General features: G+C 72.2%; 15 protein-coding genes and 1 tRNA gene. 7 read left to right on the forward strand and 9 right to left on the reverse strand.

What is annotated here, in order from left to right:
* Positions 1 to 203 precede the first annotated feature (203 nt).
* Positions 204 to 276: transfer RNA gene (locus GA0070614_RS19065), tRNA-Arg, on the forward strand.
* Positions 277 to 474: 198 nt separating this feature from the next.
* On the opposite strand, the gene GA0070614_RS30285 is transcribed toward GA0070614_RS19065, so the two are convergent.
* The gene (locus GA0070614_RS30285; RefSeq protein ID WP_157745042.1) at positions 475 to 717 is read right to left on the reverse strand and encodes a hypothetical protein; all 243 of its coding nucleotides are present in this window, start codon (positions 715 to 717) and stop codon (positions 475 to 477) included.
* Positions 718 to 909: 192 nt separating this feature from the next.
* On the reverse strand, positions 910 to 1,728 hold the full coding sequence (locus tag GA0070614_RS19070; RefSeq protein WP_088977244.1) for an AAA family ATPase: 819 nt from the start codon (positions 1,726 to 1,728) through the stop codon (positions 910 to 912).
* A gap of 70 nt (positions 1,729 to 1,798) precedes the next feature.
* Between GA0070614_RS19070 and GA0070614_RS19075 the strand changes: the two genes are divergently transcribed.
* The 3 genes from GA0070614_RS19075 (at position 1,799) to GA0070614_RS19085 (ending at position 8,737) form a co-directional block, all read left to right on the forward strand.
* Complete coding sequence (locus GA0070614_RS19075; protein ID WP_088977245.1) at positions 1,799 to 3,670, forward strand: glycoside hydrolase family 3 protein; 1,872 nt, start codon at positions 1,799 to 1,801, stop codon at positions 3,668 to 3,670.
* A gap of 151 nt (positions 3,671 to 3,821) precedes the next feature.
* Positions 3,822 to 4,550 carry a poly-gamma-glutamate hydrolase family protein gene (locus GA0070614_RS19080; RefSeq protein WP_088977246.1) on the forward strand — a complete coding sequence of 243 codons (729 nt, stop codon included), beginning with the start codon at positions 3,822 to 3,824 and terminating at the stop codon, positions 4,548 to 4,550.
* A gap of 368 nt (positions 4,551 to 4,918) precedes the next feature.
* The gene (locus GA0070614_RS19085; RefSeq protein ID WP_088977247.1) at positions 4,919 to 8,737 is read left to right on the forward strand and encodes a carbohydrate binding domain-containing protein; all 3,819 of its coding nucleotides are present in this window, start codon (positions 4,919 to 4,921) and stop codon (positions 8,735 to 8,737) included.
* Between the two features lie 68 nt (positions 8,738 to 8,805).
* Here GA0070614_RS19085 and GA0070614_RS19090 read toward each other — a convergent pair whose 3' ends face one another.
* Positions 8,806 to 9,279 carry an SRPBCC domain-containing protein gene (locus tag GA0070614_RS19090; protein ID WP_157745043.1) on the reverse strand — a complete coding sequence of 158 codons (474 nt, stop codon included), beginning with the start codon at positions 9,277 to 9,279 and terminating at the stop codon, positions 8,806 to 8,808.
* Positions 9,276 to 9,593 (reverse strand): ArsR/SmtB family transcription factor, encoded by a 318-nt coding sequence (locus GA0070614_RS19095; protein WP_231933331.1) that lies wholly within the window; start codon positions 9,591 to 9,593, stop codon positions 9,276 to 9,278. Before GA0070614_RS19095 ends, GA0070614_RS19090 begins: the two co-directional genes overlap by 4 nt.
* Positions 9,594 to 9,777: 184 nt before the next feature.
* Here GA0070614_RS19095 and GA0070614_RS19100 point away from each other — a divergent pair, with 184 nt between their 5' ends.
* Complete coding sequence (locus GA0070614_RS19100; RefSeq protein WP_088977250.1) at positions 9,778 to 11,553, forward strand: adenylyl cyclase; 1,776 nt, start codon at positions 9,778 to 9,780, stop codon at positions 11,551 to 11,553.
* Between the two features lie 392 nt (positions 11,554 to 11,945).
* On the opposite strand, the gene GA0070614_RS19105 is transcribed toward GA0070614_RS19100, so the two are convergent.
* Positions 11,946 to 12,542: an ATP-dependent Clp protease proteolytic subunit gene (locus tag GA0070614_RS19105; protein WP_088979515.1), complete on the reverse strand. Its 597-nt coding sequence runs from the start codon at positions 12,540 to 12,542 to the stop codon at positions 11,946 to 11,948.
* Between the two features lie 139 nt (positions 12,543 to 12,681).
* Positions 12,682 to 13,326 carry a helix-turn-helix domain-containing protein gene (locus GA0070614_RS19110; RefSeq protein ID WP_088977251.1) on the reverse strand — a complete coding sequence of 215 codons (645 nt, stop codon included), beginning with the start codon at positions 13,324 to 13,326 and terminating at the stop codon, positions 12,682 to 12,684.
* A gap of 153 nt (positions 13,327 to 13,479) precedes the next feature.
* Between GA0070614_RS19110 and GA0070614_RS19115 the strand changes: the two genes are divergently transcribed.
* Positions 13,480 to 14,496, forward strand: coding sequence for a potassium channel family protein (locus GA0070614_RS19115; RefSeq protein WP_088977252.1), 1,017 nt, complete (start codon positions 13,480 to 13,482; stop codon positions 14,494 to 14,496).
* 126 nt (positions 14,497 to 14,622) lie between these two features.
* Here GA0070614_RS19115 and GA0070614_RS19120 read toward each other — a convergent pair whose 3' ends face one another.
* From GA0070614_RS19120 to GA0070614_RS19130, 3 genes are all read right to left on the reverse strand, one after another.
* Positions 14,623 to 15,657, reverse strand: coding sequence for a 2-oxoacid:ferredoxin oxidoreductase subunit beta (locus tag GA0070614_RS19120; protein ID WP_088977253.1), 1,035 nt, complete (start codon positions 15,655 to 15,657; stop codon positions 14,623 to 14,625).
* Entirely contained in the window at positions 15,650 to 17,497 is a 1,848-nt protein-coding gene (locus tag GA0070614_RS19125; RefSeq protein ID WP_088977254.1) for a 2-oxoacid:acceptor oxidoreductase subunit alpha, read from the reverse strand. Before GA0070614_RS19125 ends, GA0070614_RS19120 begins: the two co-directional genes overlap by 8 nt.
* 292 nt (positions 17,498 to 17,789) lie before the next feature.
* Positions 17,790 to 19,217: a hypothetical protein gene (locus GA0070614_RS19130; protein WP_088977255.1), complete on the reverse strand. Its 1,428-nt coding sequence runs from the start codon at positions 19,215 to 19,217 to the stop codon at positions 17,790 to 17,792.
* 145 nt (positions 19,218 to 19,362) lie between these two features.
* On the opposite strand from GA0070614_RS19130, the gene ndhC reads away from it, so the two are divergent.
* Positions 19,363 to 19,740 (forward strand): NADH-quinone oxidoreductase subunit A, encoded by a 378-nt coding sequence (gene ndhC / locus GA0070614_RS19135; RefSeq protein WP_088977256.1) that lies wholly within the window; start codon positions 19,363 to 19,365, stop codon positions 19,738 to 19,740.
* Positions 19,741 to 19,743: the final 3 nt, after the last annotated feature.

The following is a 19,743-nucleotide window of genomic DNA, read 5'->3' on the forward strand; positions in this document are numbered from 1 at the left end:
TGCTGGGTGGACCCCGGAGGTCGGGTGGCAGCGTTCGCCGCGCACGCCGGCCTCGCACCGATCTCCCGGGACTCCGGCCGCCGACAGGGCCACCAAATTCGACTCCCTGGGCTGCGACAACGGCGGTCCGGGGAACGTGGGTGAGCGTCGGCCACTCCCTGCCACCCCAGGTGAACCGACAGGTCGCTAGACTAGGCCCTCGCGCCCTCGTAGCTCAGGGGATAGAGCATCGGTTTCCTAAACCGTGTGTCGCAGGTTCGAATCCTGCCGGGGGCACCTCGAGAAACAGCCAAAACGCCACCTGAGCAGCGGATACCCCCGCGTCGACCGGTCGCCTGTGCATGTCACCCGGAGCCGCTATGTGCACCCGTGCGTGCGATGATCTTGGATGCTTGAATGCCGCTGTCCGTGCAGGTCAGCGCCCGTGACGGGTGAATGGGCCCGGCAGAGGCCGTTCGCGGAGAGTCGGGATCATCAGCGACCCGCCAGAAGCCGGATCTGCGGTACGTCCCGGCTCACCACGACCGGCACGGAGCAGTGCCGACAAGACCCGGATGAGGGCCGGACGACGTTGGTCTGGGTGTCGACCTCGCCCGGCTTCTCCGCCTCCGGACAGCGGTAGCCCAGATTGAGCCGGACCCAGGGTGCTCGGGTGAGGGCAGCGCCAGGCTCGTTCCGCTTCGCGTCGTGGAACGGTGCCCACCAGTAGTCGACCACTGCACGCAGGCTGGTCTGGTCACGTTCTTCGCAATGGTCGAAGGCCGCGATGCGGCCGGCGGAGTAGTGCCGGCCGAACTCGTCAGCTGAGGGCTGGGGGTCGAGGGTCGAGGGGCCGAGGGTCGGAAGGCCGTGCGCCGCCGAGTGGCGCAACCGGGCCGGCCCCGGAGAGGCTCCGGCAGTACCGTTCCCTCAACCTCGACGGAGCGATTCCACCGCCTGGCCCGGACGTCGGATTCCTGGGTGCCCAGGTCGACGCTCCGTGGCCGGCTCGCTCGGTGTCGAGTCGTCTCCCGTCGTCGACGGTACGAGCAGGGCGACGACCGCTGCCATGATCGTCTCGACGGCCGGCGTCCCGTCGTCCGAGGTGTCGATCTCGACCACGGCGTCGACGCCCGCCGGTGGCGCGAAGATCGACCGCTTCATCTCGCCCCGCTGGAACAGGGACAGGAGTTGCTGGTCGACGGCTCCACCGTCGGCCGCCCGAGCGGCGAGCCGCCGGCCGATGACCGCCTCCTGGGCGACGACGTGCACAGCCAGCACTCGGGTGCTCGGGGGCAGCACAGCCAGCAGCTCGTCGGAGAGCACCGAGGACTCGACGACGAAGCTCACTCCCGAGGACGCCAGCAGTCGGACGGCGTCCACCATGACGCCCTCAGCCCGGCGGCTGACGGGACCGCCGGCGACGTGGAAGTCCTGGCCGAGCCGGACCCGGCCGTCGTGGGCGACGGAGGCGGAGGACAGCCCGAGGCCCACCTTGAATTCGTCCCGGGTCAGGAACGGGATGCCGAGACGGCCAGCCGTGGCAGCGGCAATGGTGGTCTTCCCGGCTCCGGGGCACCCGCATACAGCGATCACCACAGGCCGTTCGGTCACCATCCGTCGATCTTGGCAGACCAACAGACGCGTCGTGAGGAAGGGATACCGCTCGAACCCCCTCGGCCACCAGCGACCGTCCTCGGCGTTCCGCCACTCTCGGGTGATTCGAAAGCGACAGAACCCCACATTCATGTCCAGACGGGCAGGGTGCGTGGAGGTGGACCCCGACCGTCGAGGTCACTGATCGCTGGAGGGCAACCCTATGTTCCGTCGGCTCACCCACGCTGTGCTGCGGGTTCCCGTCGTGCTCGTCACCTCGTGCGGCCTCGTTCTCTCCGCCGGCGGATCGGCCGGGGTGGGCGCGGTTCCCGAGGCTGTCGGGTACCGGGCCGACGGCGGTCCGGCTCCGGACGACCCGGTGGACCGGCGGATCCGAACGGTGATGGCGGAGATGAGCCTGGCGCAGAAGGTCGGCCAGATGTTCGTCCTCCAGGTGAACGGGGACACCGCGACGACGACGAACCCCACCGATGTGGCGGCCAACCAGGCGCTCTACGGCAGTGACGTCCGCAACGGGGCGGAGCTGCTGGCGAAGTTCCACCCCGGCGGCATCATCTACTTCACCAACACCAACAACCTGAACAACCCGCAGCAGGTCGCGCTGCTGTCGAACGGTCTGCAACGGGCGGCGTCGGCCGACCACGGCGTACCGCTGCAGATCAGCACCGACCAGGAGGGTGGCGTCGTCACCCGGATCCCGCCCCCGTCGGCGATCTCGCCGGGCAACATGGCGATCGGGGCGACGTTCGACCGCGACGTGTCGTTCTCGACGGCCGCGGTGACCGGCAGGCAGCTCCGGGCGATGGGCATCAACATGGACCACGCGCCCGTGGTGGACGTCAACACCAACCCCCGCAACACGGCCGACGGGACGCGTGCCTTCAGCGACCGGACCGAGACGGTGTCCGCGTTCGGCGCCGCAGCCGTCCTCGGGTACCAGGGCAGCGGGGTGGCTGCCACGGCGAAGCACTTCCCCGGCCTGGGCGACGCGGAGGCCAACCCCGACACGGGGATCGCGGTCGTCGACGCGACCCGCGAGGAGATGCTGCGTACGCACATTCCGCCGTTCCGGGCGGCGATCGCCGCCGGAGTGAAGTCGATCATGCCGACGGCGGTGATCGTGCCCGCGCTGGATCCCTCCCTGACGCCGGCCATCCTGTCCCGGCCCATCGTGACCGGGCTGCTGCGCGACACGCTGCACTACGACGGCGTGGTCGTCACCGATGCGCTGCGCGCCGACGCGCTGGCGGCCATCCCGCAGGAGGAGGTGATCCTCGGCGCGATCCGGGCCGGCAATGACGAGTTGCTCCTGCCCACGGATCCGCCCGCCGCCATCGCCACGGTGCTCGACGCGGTACGCACCGGCGCCGTGAGCCGGCACCGCATCGACCAGTCGGTGTACCGGATCCTGCGGATGAAGGCCGAGCTGGGGCTCTTCGACGACCCGTTCACCACGAGCGAGGCGGTCGACTCGACGGTCGGCACGCCTGCCGCCCAGCAGGTCATGGCGGACGCCGCGCGTCGCTCGATCACCCTGCTGCGCAACCAGGCCGGTGTGCTGCCGTTGCCGGCGAACTCCGGTCGCCACGTGCTGGTCACCGGCTGGGGCGTCAACGCGGTGCCGTCCCTGGCCAACCAACTGTCGTCCAAGGGCCTGGTCGCGACCCCGATGTGGACCGGGTCGCCGGACCAACAGACGATCCGCCAGGTGGTGGCGGCGGCCGGCGCGAGTGACGTGGTCGTGGTGCTGACCAACAACGCCTGGGGCGACGTGAACCAGCAGAACCTCGTCACCGCGCTGCTGGCGACGAACACCCCGGTGGTGACCGTCTCCGTCGGCGGACCGTACGACATCGCCTACTTCCCGGCCGCGCCCACCTACGTGGCGGCGTACGGCTACCGGGACGTCTCACTCGTCGCCCTGGCGGATGTCCTGGTCGGGGCGGAGCCGGTCGGCCGCCTCCCGGTCACCGTCCGGACCCCGGACGACACGCGCGTCCTCTACCCCTACGGTTCGGGCATCGGCTACCAGAGGTCGACTCCGGGCGGGTCGGCGGCCGACCGGGGCAGGTGACCGGCCGAGCCCACGGTGACGAGCGGCCGGCGAGGCAGCCTCGCCGGCCGCTCGTCAGGTCCGCCGCGATCTGTCCGCCGGGTCGGTGACGGGGCAGCGACCGTCGGTGGCCGTGGTCGATACTGCGGATCCGAGTATCGACAGGAGAGTCGTGAACAGTCATACACAGTGGATCCTCAGTGCCCTCGCCGTTCCGCTCGTCCTGCTGGCGGGCCACGGCGCGGTCGGGCTGGGTCAGGCGTCGGCGCCGTCGTCGCGGCAGGAGGTGGGCACCATTCCGGGCAGCGTCGCCGAGTACCCGTCGATGACCGCGCTGCGCAAGGTCGAGAAGGAGGGGGAGGCCTACGACCTCACCTGGACGGTCACCGGCTCACCGCTGATCGTCGTCGCCCCGCACGGCGGCGCGATCGAGCCGCGTACCAGCGAGATCGCGAGCGCGATCGCGGGCGCCGAGCACACCCAGTGCCAGTTCAAGGGCACGCTGCCGGCCGGCCAGAACTTCCCGAGGCTGCACGTGACCAGCACCAACTGGGACGTCGAGGAGTGCCTGATCCTGATCCGCCAGCGGACGCACGCGTTGTCGATCCACGGCATGGCCGGCTCGGACAAGACGGTCCACATCGGTGGGCGGGACGCCGCCACCGGTGCCGAGTTGGCGGCGGCCCTGGGCGCCATCGACGGCATCAACGTGGTCTACCCCGCGACCGGTAACGTCGCCGGCACGCTGCCGGAGAACTTCGTCAACAAGGACGCCGACGGTCAAGGGGTCCAGCTCGAACTGACGAACGCCCTGCGGATGGAGCTGTTCCCGACGAAGGACGCGCCGCCCTCGTCGCGCGGGCAGGCGTTCGTCGACGCCGTGCGGGGCGTGTACTCCTGACCGTTCCCCGCCGGCCCGCGTGAGCCCGCGGTGGGTGGCGCTCGCTGCCGAGTGGTCCGGATGGAAGGCGGCTGCCGTGCCGGTACGGCAGCCGCCTTTCGCGTACCGGTGGGGGCCCGCCGAGCGGCCCGGAGGGCGGGACATCCACCTCCGTCGCACCCCGTTACCGTTTCGTTACTTCCCTGGAGCGACGTCAGCCAATATGTTGTCCCTTACAACAATCGACGGAGAGCGTTCTCACGTCACCCTACCGTGACGCACCGCCCGTACCCGTCGGTGACGCCCGTCTGTCCACCCGCCGCGAGCCCCGCCGGCGCGCGGTCGATCCACCCTGCCCGCGTACCCCCACCCCCACCACAGGAGGCACCGTGCACCCCGACCCTGATCGCAGGCGGCGGGGCGGTTCCCGTACCCGGACCGCCGCCCTGCTCGCCCTCGCCCTGCCCGCGTCGTTACTGGTCACACCGACGGTGGCGCAGGCCGTGCCGGACCACGTCACGGCCCGCGCCGTCGCCGCCGAGCCGCCGCCGGCCGGCGTCCGGCGGACCGTCGAGGACTACGAGGACGGCGTCCCGCCCGAGGTCGCGCTCTTCGCCTCCACCGACGCCGAGCGGCCCGAGGTGGCCACCGTCGCGACGGGCGACCGGCCGGGCGCGGGTGACGGCGACGACGCCTTCGCCGTCCGGTACGACATCGACGGCTGGGGCGGCTTCACCCACAACTTCACCGCCCCGGACGGCCACCAGGACTGGCGGGCGTACGACGGGTTCTCGTTCTGGGTCAAGGGGGAGGGCAGCGGCCGGAGCGTCCAGTTCGAGATCAAGGACGGTGGCGCGCACGGCGAGGCGTCGGAGCTGTGGGAGTCGTCCTTCGTCGACGACTCCACCGGCTGGAAGCAGGTCCGCACGACCTTCCCGGAATTCGCCTGGCGCACCAGCTACCAGCCGGCCGACGGTCCGAAGGACCGGGAACTCCAGCTCGACCGGATGTGGGGGTTCGCGGTCAACCTGCCGCAGGGCGCCGGTGAGCTGCGCTTCGACCAGGTGGAGCTGTTCACCAACGTGGCGACGGTCGCCGACTTCGAGGCCCCGCGCCCGCCGCTGGACCCGCCCGCGGGGCAGCCCGGTGTCTCCACCTTCGCCGGCGACGCCTCCCGCGTGCCGAAGCTGAGCTACGTCGACGCGCCCCGCGACGGCGCGCCCGCCGGCAACCAGGCCCTGGCCGTGGCGGTCGACACCACCACCAGCTGGGCGGGCTTCTCGCACAATCTGAGTTTCGACACCGACCCGCAGGACTGGAGCCGCTTCGGCGGGTTCCGGTTCTGGTACTTCAGCCCGCTGACCGTGCCGCCGGCCGCGCCCGGCGCCGGCCGCCGGATCGACCTGGAGATCAAGGACGGCGGGGCGGACGCCGACCACAGCGAGCTCTGGACCACCAGCTTCACCGAGGACTGGGTCGGCTGGCGGCTGGTCGAGATCCCCTTCTCCCGGTTCGCGTACCGGACCGACTACCAGCCCGTCGGCGGCATCAACAAGGAGTTGGACCTCGACCGGATGTGGGGCTACGCCATGCAGCCCCGCTCCGGCTACGCCGACACCTTCCGCATCGACGACGTCCAGGTGTACGGCGTACCCGAGGTGAAGCCGACCGTGCGGGTGGACGCCACCCCGGCGGTCAGCCTGCTCGACGAGGGTGGGTCGGCGACCGTGACGCTCCGGCTCACCACCACCGGTGGCGCGCCGCTGGAGCGCGACGTGACCCTCCGGTACGCCACGGGCAGCGGGTCCGCCACCGCCGGCGAGGACTACGAGCCGGTCGAGGGTGAGTTCGTCCTCCCCGCCGGCACCGCGTCCGGCACCACCCGGCAGATCACCGTGTCCACACGCCCCGACGACCGGGCCGAGACGGCGGAGAACATCCCGCTGACCATCTCCGGCAGCGGCGTCGCCGTCACCGAGGACCTGCCGAACATCGTGGTCAACGCGCACGGCCTGCCGTACCTGGACGCGTCGCGGCCGGTCCGGGAGCGGGTCGCGGACCTGCTCGGGCGGATGTCGGTGGAGGAGAAGGTCGGCCAGATGACCCAGGCCGAGCGCAACGCCCTCGACGCCCCCGACGACCCGGCCACCTGGCGGCTCGGCTCGCTGCTCTCCGGCGGCGGCTCGGTGCCCGACCCGAACACCCCGGCGTCCTGGGCGGACATGGTCGACGGCTACCAGACCCGCGCGCTGCAGACCCGGTTGCAGATCCCGCTGGTCTACGGCGTCGACTCGGTGCACGGCCACGGCAACCTCCGGGGCGCCACGATCTTCCCGCACAACATCGGGCTCGGCGCGGCCCGTGACCCGGGCCTGGTCGAGCGGGCCGGGCACGTCACCGCGAAGGAGACCCGGGCGACCGGGCCGCAGTGGGCGTTCGCGCCCTGTGTCTGCGTGGCCCGCGACGACCGGTGGGGGCGTACCTACGAGTCCTTCGGGGAGGACCCGGCGCTGGTGGTCGCCAACGAGACGGTGATCGACGGGCTCCAGGGCCGCTCGCTCGCCGACCGCGACAACGCCGACCGGGTGCTCGCCTCGGTGAAGCACTACGCCGGCGACGGCGGGACCACGTACCAGCCGGGCAGTGGGGGGTACCGGATCGACCAGGGCGTCACCACGATGAGCCGGGCCGAGTTCGACCGCGTCCACCTCGGGCCGTACGTGCCGGCGGTGCGCCGGCACCACGCCGGGACGATCATGCCGTCGTACTCCAGCGTAGACTTCACCGACGACGGGGTGGGCAACCCGGTCAAGATGCACGCCCACAAGGAGCTGCTCACCGACGTCCTCAAGCAGAAGATCGGCTTCGACGGCTTCCTGATCAGCGACTACGCCGCGATCGACCAGATCCCCGGCGACTACGCCAGTGACGTGCGCACCTCGATCAACGCCGGACTCGACATGATCATGGTGCCGAACGAGTACCAGCGCTTCGAGGAGACGCTGCTCGCGGAGATCGAGGCCGGGACGGTGCCGATGTCCCGCATCGACGACGCGGTCGGCCGGATCCTGACCCAGAAGTTCCACCTCGGCCTCTTCGAGCAGCCGTTCACCGACCGGACCCACCTGGCCGACGTGGGCTCGCCCGCGCACCGGGCGGTGGCCCGCGAGGCGGCGGCGAAGTCGCAGGTGCTGCTCCGCGACAACGGTCGGGTGCTGCCGCTGCCCACCACCGGCAAGGTCTACGTCGCGGGCGGCAACGCCGACGACGTCGGCGCGCAGGCCGGCGGCTGGACCATCACCTGGCAGGGCGGCAACGGCGACATCACCCCCGGCACCAGCATCGTCGAGGGCATCCGGCAGGTGGCCCCGGACGCCGAGGTGACCTTCAGCGCCGACGCCTCCGCGCCGCTGGCCGGGCACGACCGGGCCGTCGTCGTCATCGGCGAGCGGCCGTACGCCGAGGGCCAGGGCGACGTCGGCAACAACGGGTTCACCATGACGGTGAGCGCCGCCGAGCGGGACCTCGTCCGGAAGGTCTGCGCGGCGGTGGCCGACTGCGTCGTGCTTGTGGTGTCGGGTCGCCCGCTCGTGCTCGACGACGCGCTCGCCGGGGCGGACGCCGTGGTGGCCTCCTGGCTGCCCGGCACCGAGGGCGCCGGCGTGGCGGACGTGCTCTTCGGCAAGCGCCCGTTCACTGGTCGGCTGCCGGTGTCCTGGCCGCGTTCGCTGGCGCAGGAGCCGGTCAACGTCGGCGACGCCGGCTACGACCCGCTGTACCCGTACGGCTGGGGTCTGCGTACCGATCCGACCCGGGACCGGGTGCGGGAGCTGCGCGCCGGGTTGGCGGCGGTCGAGGGCGACGGCCGGATCCGCGCCGCGCTGGCCCTGCTGGACCGGTCGCTGCGCGACGGGAGGTCGTGGCACGCCGACGGCTCGGTCCGCGACGAGCGCCGGGTCGTCAAGGACCTGGTGGCGGTCTCGGCCCTGCTGGCCCTCACCGAGCGGGACGGGGCCGCGCAGCACGAGCTGCTGGTGTCGGCGCTGCGGGACGTCGCGCAGGCGGCGATCGCGCGGGACGGGACCACGGCCGCCTCGGCCGGGCGGACGTCCACGCTGACCGCCGACGCGGAGCACGCGTTGCTGGTCGGCGAGCCGACCAGGGCGGTGCTCAAGCTCGCCGAGGCCTGGCGGGTCGCCGCGGGTTGACCCACCTGGGCGGCGTCCCGGTCCGATCCGGATCGGGACGCCGCCCGGGCGTTCCGGCCGCCTTCGCCTCAGACCTCGGCCGCGTAGTGCCGCAGCAGGCCGGGCCAGCCGCCCTCGCCGCCCACCCCGGCGCGGACGCCCTCCCAACCGGGCCCGTGCGCGTCGAGCCGGTCGTGGACCAGGTCGACCCGGGTGCCCCGGTCGGTCGGGGTGAACGTGACGGTGACCCGGCTGCCGGTCGCGTCCGGTGCGGGCACCGCCCAGTCCGGGCCGATGAGCCAGGAGAAGGCGAAGGTGCGGGGTGGCTCCCAGGTGAGCACCCGGCCCCAGACGCACACCTCGCCGGCGTCGTTCTCCTCCCAGACCCGTCCGCCCTCGTGCGGGTCCACGCCGACCTGCTTGAGTTCGCCGGGCAGCAGGTGGTGGTGTCGGTTCCACCAGCGGTCCAGGCCGCGGGTGAAGACGGTGAAGGCGTGGTCGGGCGCGGCGGCGACCTCGATGCTGCTGCGGACGACGGTCGGCTCGTCGACGTCGGTTGTCACGATTTCTCCTCCGGTTGTTCCACGGCCTGCGCGAACGCGGCCAGGGCCTGGTTCCAGAACTGGTCGAAGTAGCCGCGTACGGCCGCCAGGCCCTGCGGGTCCAGCGCGTAGACGCGACGGGTGCCCACCGGGGTGGACGAGACGAGTCGGGCTTCCTTGAGCACCTTCAGGTGTTGCGAGACCGCAGGGCGGCTGACCGGCAGGTCGGCGGCGATCTCGGCGACGGAGCGGGGGCCGACGGCGAGGAGTTCGAAGATGGACCGTCGGGTCGGGTCGCCCAGGGCGTCCAGCATCCGCCCTTGGTAAGTTGTCACGAACGGTAAGTCTAGACTAACGGATGTCCCGGTCAAGGTTCGCGGCGATGACCTCTGGCGCGATCGGCGTCGAGGCGGTAGAAACGGCGGCATCCCCTGTTACCTCCAGCGGGACGCCCGACGGCCATCCGAGAGAGCGCTCTCTCGTTGGTCGTGGGGCCGACCACCACCGACAGGCAGGCCGATGACCTCCTACTTCCACCCGTCCCGCCGCCAACTGCTGACCCTCGCCGCGGCCACCGCGGCGGCCGGGCTCGTCCCGACCGCCGCCTCCGCCGCGCCCGCCCGCCACGACGAACCGGAGCCCGACTTCGGACCGAACGTCTTCGTGTACGACCCGAGCACCCCCGCCGCCGAGATCCAGTCCACCTTCGACCGGCTCTTCGCCCGGCAGGAACGCAACGAGATGGGCACCGACCGGTACGCGGTGCTGCTCAAGCCCGGCCGGTACGACGTGGACGCCCGACTGGGCTACTACACGACCGTCGCCGGCCTCGGCGAGCACCCCGACGACGTCGACATCCGCGGCGCGGTACGCGTCGTCGGCCAGCCCGACCCGAACTCGCCGGCCGGCATCTCCGCGCTGACCAACTTCTGGCGCTCGGTCGAGAACCTCTCCGTCACTCCCACCGACTGGTCGAACCAGTGGGCCGTCTCGCAGGCGTCGCCGATGCGCCGGGTGCACGTCAAGGGCATCCTCTGGCTGGAGCCTGGCAACGGCGGCTACTCCAGCGGCGGCTTCATCGCCGACTCCAAGGTGGACGGCATCACCATCAACGGCTCCCAGCAGCAGTGGCTCACCCGGGACAGCGAACTCGGCGGCGACTGGACCAACGGCGTCTGGAACCAGGTCTTCTCCGGCGTCCTCGGCGCGCCCGCCCAGGGCTTCCCGAACCCGCCGTACACCACGCTGGCGACCAGCCCGGTGACCCGGGAGAAGCCGTACCTCTTCGTCGACGCCGCCGGGCGCTGGCGGGTCGCCGTGCCGGGGCTGCGCCGGGACACCGCCGGCACGAGCTGGGCGTCGGGCGGCGTCGCCACCCGGTCGCTGCCGCTGCGCGCCTTCTTCGTCGCCCGCCCCGAGCACGACGCCCAGCGGATCAACCGGGAACTGGCGCGCGGCAAGCACCTGCTGCTCACCCCCGGCGTCTACCGGCTGGACCGGGCCCTCCGGGTGATCCACCCGGGCACCGTCGTGCTCGGTCTCGGCATGCCGAGCCTCGCCCCGACCACCGGGGACGCCGCGCTGCGGGTCGCCGACGTCGACGGCGTGCGCATCGCCGGCATCCTGGTCGACGCGGGCGAGCAGGAGTCGGCGACGCTCGTCGAGATCGGCCACCGGCACTCCCGCCGCGACCACGCCGACGACCCGATCTCGGTGCACGACCTCTTCTTCCGCATCGGCGGACCGTGGGTCGGCCGGGCCCGGACCAGCCTGGTGGTGAACAGCCACCACACCCTGATCGACAACGTCTGGGCCTGGCGGGGCGACCACGGCAACGGCATCGGCTGGACGGCCAACACCGCCGACACCGGCGTCGTCGTCAACGGCGACGACGTGACCGCGTACGGGCTCTTCGTGGAGCACTACCAGCGCTACCAGACCGTCTGGAACGGCGAGCGCGGCCGGACGGTCTTCTACCAGAGCGAGCTGCCGTACGACCCGCCGAGCCAGGCGGCCTGGCGCAGCCCGACCGGGCGTGGCTGGGCGTCGTACAAGGTCGCCGACGGGGTACGCGAGCACGAGGCCTGGGGCCTCGGCGTCTACTCGTACTTCAACCAGGGCGTCGACATCCGCTGTGACCGGGGGATCGAGGCGCCCCACCGCGACGGGGTGCGCTTCCACCACATGGTGACCGTCTTCCTCGACGGCAGCGGTGGCATCGAGAAGACGATCAACGAGGTCGGCGTACCGGTGGTCGGCGAGTACGGCACCAGCCCGGTCGTCAGCTACCCCTGACGTCCGCTCGGCCGTACCGGACCGGCGGCCGGCGGACACGGTCGCGGGGCCCGCGCGAGGGTCCCGGACGGCCGTGGGCCGCCGGCCGCCCGGGACGACGGCGGATGTAACAAGAATTGATCGGAAAGCGCTGCGCCCTCGTCCGGAGCGCGCCGGACCGCTGCGGCATAGGCTCGGCGGGTATCGAGGAACGCCGGTCCCGGCTCCGGCCGGGGCGGTCGACGGACACGATCGAGGGGGCGGGTCCGCCGCATCCGTCCTCGATGTCCACCGGTCGCCGGTGCCGTGCCGCGCCGCCGACGTGGGTGCCGGCGGGACACCGGCGGCACGCGGGCCGCCGGCCGGCGGGGCACGTGCCGCCGGCCGTGGTCATTCGCGCCGGGCGGACGGGATCAGCCGGCGAGCTGGTCGACGTGGGTCAGGACCTGGTCGATCAGGCCGTAGTCGCGGGCCTGCTCGGCGGTGAACCACCGGTCGCGGTCCCAGTCGCGCTGGATCTCGTCGAGGGTCCGGCCGCTGTGCTGGGCGATCAGCTCCTGCATGGTCCGCTTCACGTGCAGCATGTTCTCCGCCTGGATGGTGATGTCGGCGGCCGTGCCGCCCATCCCGCCGGACGGCTGGTGCATCATGATCCGCGAGTGGGGCAGCGCGAAGCGTTTGCCCGCCGCCCCGGCGCAGAGCAGGAACTGCCCCATCGAGCCGGCGAAGCCGAGGGCCAGGGTGGCCACGTCGTTGCGGACGTAGCGCATGGTGTCGTAGACGGCCATGCCCGCGCTCACCGAGCCGCCCGGCGAGTTGATGTAGAGGTAGATGTCCCGCTCGCTGTCCTCGGCGGCGAGCAGCAGGATCTGGGCGCAGATCTGGTTGGCCGAGGCGTCGGTGACCTCCGTGCCGAGGAAGATGATCCGCTCCTTGAGCAGCCGCTCGAAGACGTGGTCACCGAAGGACGGCTGTCCGTCGGCCAGCATCCGTACGTCGTACCCGATCATCGTGGCCACCCTCCGCGCTGCCGGCGGGCGAGGAGATCCGCCCGGGGGACCGGCACGTCCCCAGCCTGCGCCCGGCGGTGGTCGGGCCCCCAGCGTTTCTGCCGGCGGCAGATCCGCCGACGGCAGAACCGGCCGGGCCCTACCGGGCGGTCAGCCGCCGCCGGCCCGCCCGGGCCCGCCGCCGGGCCAGCAACCGGGAGGTACGCGCAGCGGGGCGAGCGGGCGGCGCGGAGGGGAACAGCCGGACCCGCAGGCCCGCGCCGCCGACCGGCGCACCGAGCTGCGGAGCCGGCACGCCGAGGGCCGACCCCGTCGCGCCCGGGCCGAAGGCCGACCCGGCCACGTGCAGCAGGCGGCCAGCGGTCGCCGTGGGCGCGGTGTCGAGGCGGAACAGCCGCTCGCCGGCCACGGGTGTCGCCGCCCGCGGCTCGGGCGCCGGGGAGTCCGGGTGGAACCCGACACGCAGGCGCGGGCCGGCGGCGTCGCCACGGGCGGCCGGCACCCGGTCCAGCCGGGCGAGCGCGGCCCGGGGCGCGGCGGGGACCCGCCGTTCGACCCGCCGCAGGTCGTCGCGCGCCTCCTCCAGCAGGTCGGAGAGGCTGATCCCGAGGGCACGGCAGATCGCGGCCAGCACCTCGGAGCTGGCCTCCTTGCGGCCGCGCTCCACCTCCGACAGATACGGCAGGGACACCCCCGCCGCCTCGGCCACCTCGCGCAGGGTGCGGCCCTGGCGCTGACGCACCCGGCGCAGCACCGCGCCGATCACCCGTCGCAGCAACGACATGGGGGCCTCCTCGCGGTGGGGCGATGGACTGAACCCATCATGCCCGCTGCCGGCCCGGACGGCCGTCCCGTACGCCACCCCGACGTGCGCAACGGCGACCAACCGCTATGTTGTGGTCGTGCAGGCGACGGCGAGGTCGGGGCAGGCCCCACGGTGATCCACTTTCCCGCGCAGCGGCGGGGTCCGCTCAGCGCGCTGAGTATCCGCCTGGCGGCCGCCCTCGGTCTGGTGCTGGCCGTGGTCGCGGTGGTCTACCTGGAGCGGGACGGCTACCGCGACGTCAACGAGGACGGGCTGACCCTCCTCGACTGCTTCTACTACGCGGTCGTGTCTCTCTCGACCACCGGGTACGGCGACATCACCCCGTTCACCCCCTCGGCCCGGCTGGTGAACGTCCTGTTCGTCACCCCCGCCCGGGTGATCTTCCTGATCATCCTGGTCGGCACCACCCTGGAAGTCCTGACCGAGCAGTACCGGACCGGCCGACGCCTGGGCCGGTGGAGGAGGACCGTGAAGGACCACGTCATCATCTGCGGCTACGGCACCAAGGGTCGCAGCGCGGTCTCCGCCCTGCTGGAGAACGGCCTGGACAAGTCCCGGATCGTGGTGGTGGAGCGCAGCGGGACGGCCCTGCGGCAGGCCACCTCCGCCGGCCTGGTCGCGATCGAGGGCTCCGCCACCCGCTCGTCGGTGCTGGAGGAGGCGCACGTCCGCAACGCCAAGGCGGTGATCATCGCGACCGACAGCGACGACGCCTCGGTGCTGGTGGCGCTCACCGCCCGGCAGCTCACCGCCGGCCAGGTCCGGATCATCGCCGCGGTACGGGAGGCGGAGAACGCCCCGCTGCTGCGGCAGAGCGGCGCCCACCACGTGATCGTCTCCTCGGCCACCGCCGGCCGGCTGCTGGGCCTGTCCACCTCCGCCCCGCCGCTCATCGACGTGGTGGAGGACCTGCTCACCCCCGGCCAGGGCATGGCGCTGGCGATGCGGTCGGCCGAGCGGCACGAGGTGGGCAAGTCCCCGCGCGAGCTGGAGTCGCTGGTGATCGCGCTGGTGCGGCGGGGCAAGGTGGTCACCCTGGCGGACCGGGCCGGCGCGGTGATCGAGACCGGCGACATGCTGGTCCACGTCCGCGACGACCGCCCCACCGCCACCACCCCCACCCCCTGACCCCCCTCGCCCCCTCTGGGCGCACTTACAGAGAAAGAGTGGCTATTCCGCCTCGGATAGCCACTCTTTCTCTGTAAGTGCGTGCGTGGGGCGGGGTGGGAGGGCGGGGAGGTACGGGGTGGGGGGTTAGAGGATGGTCCAGGTGTCGCCGCTGGCCAGGAGGCCGGCGAGCTGCTGTTCGGGGGTCTCGGTGACCGTCGCCTTGGCCGTGGCGACCTGCTCCTGCACCACGCTGTCGTACGACGGGCGGTCGACGGAGCGGAACACCCCGATCGGGGTGTTGCGCAGGTCCAGCCCGGGCAGCCGGGACAGCGCGAACGCGTACGCCGGGTCGGTCACCGTGGCGTCGTGCACGACGATGTCCTCGGCCGGGGTGGTGGCGGTCTCCCGCACCTCCAGGCCGAAGCCGCCCGGCGGGTGGACGACGCAGAACTGGCCGTCGGCGCCGAACGTGATCGGCTGCCCGTGCTCCAGCCGGATCAGGAAGTCGTCCCGGGTGGCCGGCTCCTTGAGCTGGTCGAACGCGCCGTCGTTGAAGATGTTGCAGTTCTGGTAGATCTCCACGAACGCCGAGCCCTCGTGCTGGGCCGCGGCCCGCAGCACCGACTGGAGGTGCTTGCGGTCGGAGTCGATCGTGCGGGCGACGAAGGTGGCCTCCGCGCCGAGCGCCAGCGACAGCGGGTTGAACGGGGCGTCCGCCGAGCCGACCGGGGTCGACTTGGTGATCTTGCCGACCTCGGAGGTGGGCGAGTACTGCCCCTTGGTCAGGCCGTAGATCCGGTTGTTGAAGAGCAGGATCTTGAGGTTGACGTTGCGACGCAGCGCGTGGATCAGGTGGTTGCCGCCGATGGAGAGCGCGTCGCCGTCACCGGTGACCACCCAGACCGACAGGTCCGGCCGAGAGACCGACAGGCCGGTGGCGATCGCCGGGGCACGGCCGTGGATGGAGTGCATCCCGTAGGTGTTCATGTAGTACGGGAAGCGCGACGAGCAGCCGATGCCCGAGACGAAGACGATGTTCTCCCGGGGGATGTTCAGCTCCGGCATGAACCCCTGCACGGCGGCCAGGATGGCGTAGTCGCCGCAGCCGGGGCACCAGCGCACCTCCTGGTCGGACTTGAAGTCCTTCGCGGTGAGCTTGAGGGCGACGGGCTCAGACATTCTTCAGGACCTCTTCCAACATCGTCTCCAGCTCGGCGGCGGTGAAGGGCAGGCCGCGGACCTGGTTGTAGCCGATGGCGTCGACCAGGTACGTCGCCCGGATCACGTGGGCGAGCTGGCCGAGGTTCATCTCGGGGATGACCACCCGTTCGTAGGAGCGCAGCACCTCGCCGAGGTTGGCCGGCAGCGGAGCCAGGTGCCGCAGGTGCGCCTGGGCGACGGAGAGCCCGCGCTGGCGCAGGCCACGGCAGGCCGCGCCGATCGGGCCGTACGTCGAGCCCCAGCCGAGCACCAGCACCCGGGCGTCGCCGTCCGGGTCGTCCACCTCGACGTCCGGCACCGGGATCGTCTCGATCCGGGCCGCCCGGGTGCGCACCATGAAGTCGTGGTTCGCCGGGTCGTACGAGATGTCGCCGGTCTTGTCGGCCTTCTCCAGACCGCCGATCCGGTGCTCCAGCCCCGGGGTGCCCGGGACGGCCCACGGCCGGGCCAGCGTCTCCGGGTCCCGCAGGTACGGCAGGAAGGTGGTGCCGTCCTCGCCGTTCGGCGCGCTGGCGAACTCGACCCGCAGGTCGGGCAGGGACTCCACGTCGGGCAGCAGCCACGGCTCGGAGCCGTTGGCGACGTAGTTGTCCGACAGCAGGAGCACCGGGGTGCGGTAGGTCAGCGCGATCCGGGCCGCCTCCAGCGCCGCGTGGAAGCAGTCGGACGGCGACTTCGGCGCGATCACCGCGACCGGGGCCTCGCCGTGCCGGCCGTACAGGGCCATGTTGAGGTCGGCCTGCTCGGTCTTGGTCGGCATGCCGGTGGACGGCCCGGCCCGCTGTACGTCCACGATGACCAGCGGCAGCTCCAGCGCGACGGCCAGCGAGATGGTCTCGCTCTTCAGCGCCACGCCGGGACCGCTGGTGGTGGTGACGCCGAGCGCCCCGCCGTACGACGCGCCCAGCGCGGCGCCGACCGCGGCGATCTCGTCCTCGGCCTGCATGGTGACCACGCCGAGCCGCTTGTGCTTGCTCAGCTCGTGCAGGATGTCCGACGCCGGGGTGATCGGGTACGCCCCGAGGAACACCGGCAGCCCGGAGCGGACCCCGGCGGCCACCAGGCCGAGCGAGAGCGCCGCGTTGCCGGTGATGTTCCGGTACGTGCCCGGCAGCATCTTCGCCGGCTTCACCTCGTACCGCACCGAGAAGGAGTCGGTGGTCTCGCCGAAGTTCCAGCCGGCCCGGAAGGCGGCCACGTTCGCCGCGACCAGTTCCGGCCGGGCGGCGAACTTGCGCTCCAGGAACCGCAGCGTCGACTCGTACGGCCGGGAGTACATCCAGGAGAGCAGGCCGAGGGCGAACATGTTCTTGGCCCGCTCGGCGTCCTTCTTGGACACCTCGTGCTCGGCCAGCGCGCCAACGGTCATCGAGGTCAGCGCGACCGGGTGCACCACGTAGCCGGCGAGCGAGTCGTCGTCCAGCGGGCTGGTCGCGTAGCCGACCTTGGCCAGGTTGCGCCGGGTGAACTCGTCGGTGTTGACGATGATGTCCGCGCCGCGCGGCAGGTCGGCCAGGTTGGCCTTGAGTGCCGCCGGGTTCATCGCCACCAGCACGTTCGGCGCGTCGCCGGGGGTGAGGATGTCGTAGTCGGCGAAGTGCACCTGGAAGCTCGACACGCCCGGCAGGGTGCCTGCGGGCGCCCGGATCTCGGCCGGGAAGTTGGGCAACGTGGAGATGTCGTTGCCCAACTGCGCCGTCTCGGAGGTGAACCGGTCGCCGGTCAACTGCATACCGTCGCCGGAGTCGCCGGCGAACCGGATGACCACCCGGTCCAGTTGACGGATCTGCTTGGTCACGCCTGCACCTCGCTTCGCTCAGCCCCGTCGCGCGGGCAGCTGAACATGTTGGTGACCCCGCCTTGCCCGGCCACGTGACCTCCTTGACGCGCCGCTGCGCCGAACAACCCGTGGCTGGTCCGGCCCGCTGTCGTTTCTCACCCCAGAGCCTACGTCGAGCCGTTAGGGCAACCTTGGTGGAGGTCCGACGAATGGGAATGGATTCGGCGGATTTTTTTCCTTATTTGTGCCGTTTCATGACCGCCGCCGTAATCCATATCACCGGCCGGTGACCCTTACCGGCGAGGTCGGCTCAGTCCGCCGCCGGATTCGCCGTCGGGTCCGGCGCCGGTCCGCCCATCCGCCGGCGCAGCGAGGTGGTGGCCAGCGCGAGCGCCAGGACGACCAGCAGCACCGAGACCGCGATCAGGGCGACCGCGATCCGCTGCACCGAACTCATCCCGCCGGTGTCCGCGTTCCGGCCGGCCGCGGCGAGCACGCCCTGGGAGCCGGTCGGCGTCGGGGTGGTCGCCGGCGGGGTGGCCAGCGCCGCCGCCGCCACGATACGGAAGCTCATCCGCATCTGCCGGGTGCGACCGCTGCGCGGGTCCAGCTCGCCGATCACCGCGCCGGCCAGCGGCGCCTCGCGCTGGGCCTGCGGGGTGGCGACCACCGGCAACCGCAGGGTCTGCGTCCGCCCCGTCGGCAGCAGGCCCACGTCGCACCGGGTACGCGTCGGCGACACCACGGCGCAGGCCGGCGGAGGGCTCTGCACGCTGACCCCGGACGGCAGGACCACCTCGACCCGTCCGGTGGCGTCCACCTCGCCGGTGTTGCCCAGCCGGACGGCCAACTCGGTCGCGCCGCCGGTGATGTCGAAGGCGACCTCCTCGGCGTCGAGCACCATCCCGGGCACCGGCGGGCCGGGCGGGAAGAGGACCGCGAAGCCCTCGTTGTCCTCGACGGTGCCGCTGGTGCCGGGCCCGGTGGCGGTGACCCGGACCGAGCCGCTCAGCGGCATCCGCCGCCAGGCGTCGCCGGCGACCCGTACCTTGATCAGGCTGGTGAAGCGCGCACCCGGCGCCACGGTCCACTCGCCGCAGCCCCAGCTCCCGCCGCCCGCGGCGACGCAGCCGGCCGTCCCGGCGTCGGTCAGCCCGGTGGGCAGGGTGTAGCCGAGCCGGACCCGCTCGCCGATCCGGCCGGTGTTCTCCACGGTGACCCGCAGGGTGGTCACGGTGCTCTTCGCGTTCCAGTAGGAGCGACCCAGCACCAGGTCCCGGGTGGTCACCCGGACTCCGAGCCCGTCGGCGTTCGGCTGGCTCGGGGCGGGCACGTTCGGTGGGGCCGGCTTGCCGCCGTCCGGCGGTGGCGGGGTGGTGGTCGGCGCGGCGGTCGTCGGGGCCGGGTCACCCGGCGGGGTGGTGGTGGGCGCCGTGGTGGTCGGCGCGGGCGCCGGGGTGGTCGGGTCGGGCGGCAGGGTCGGGGGCGCGGTGGTCGGCACCGGCTCGGTCGCCGTCGGCTCCACCGGGGGCGTGGTCGTGTCGTCGGTCGGCTCACCGCCGGGGGCGGTCTCGCCGGTGCCGGGGGTGGTCCCCGTGGCCGAGGTCGGAGCCGCGGTGGCCAGCTCGGGCGCGACCGCCAGGGCCACCGCCAGGCCGGCCGCGAGCGATGCCGCGAGCAGCGATGAGGTACGCCGGGCGAGCGCCCGCCGAGGGGGGCGTACGTCCACGCGGGCCATCTGTCCTCCGTGACACTGGGTGAGGTTCCATCTTCGTTAACAGTTGCCGCGGCGCACTAGTCCCGCCGAGAAACAAGTCCGTAACGCATTCGGTACGGCTCCTGGTCCGGCCGGCGTGGGGCGGTGCCCGGTAGGCTGACCCACCGTGACCGGTTACCTGGGCTCGTACGCGACGCTCGGGCTCTTGCTGCTCGCCAGCGTGCTCTTCTTCGTAACGGCGTTCTCGGCCAACCGGGTGTTACGTCCCGGCCGTACGGCTGATCCCTGGGGCAAGCGGGCCAGCTACGAGTGCGGCCTCGACCCGGTCGGCGGCGACTGGGCGCAGATGCAGATCCGCTACTACGTGTACGCGTACCTGTACGTGCTCTTCGCCGTGGAGGCGGTCTTCCTCTTCCCCTGGGCGCTGGTCTTCGACCGCCCGGGCTTCGGTGTGGTCACCGTCGTCGAGATGGGCGTCTTCGTGGCCGTGGTCGCCCTCGGCATCCTCTACGCCTGGCGGAAGAACATCCTGCGCTGGACCTGACCC

It is taken from the genome of Micromonospora coxensis, assembly GCF_900090295.1.
GTDB lineage: Bacteria > Actinomycetota > Actinomycetes > Mycobacteriales > Micromonosporaceae > Micromonospora > Micromonospora coxensis.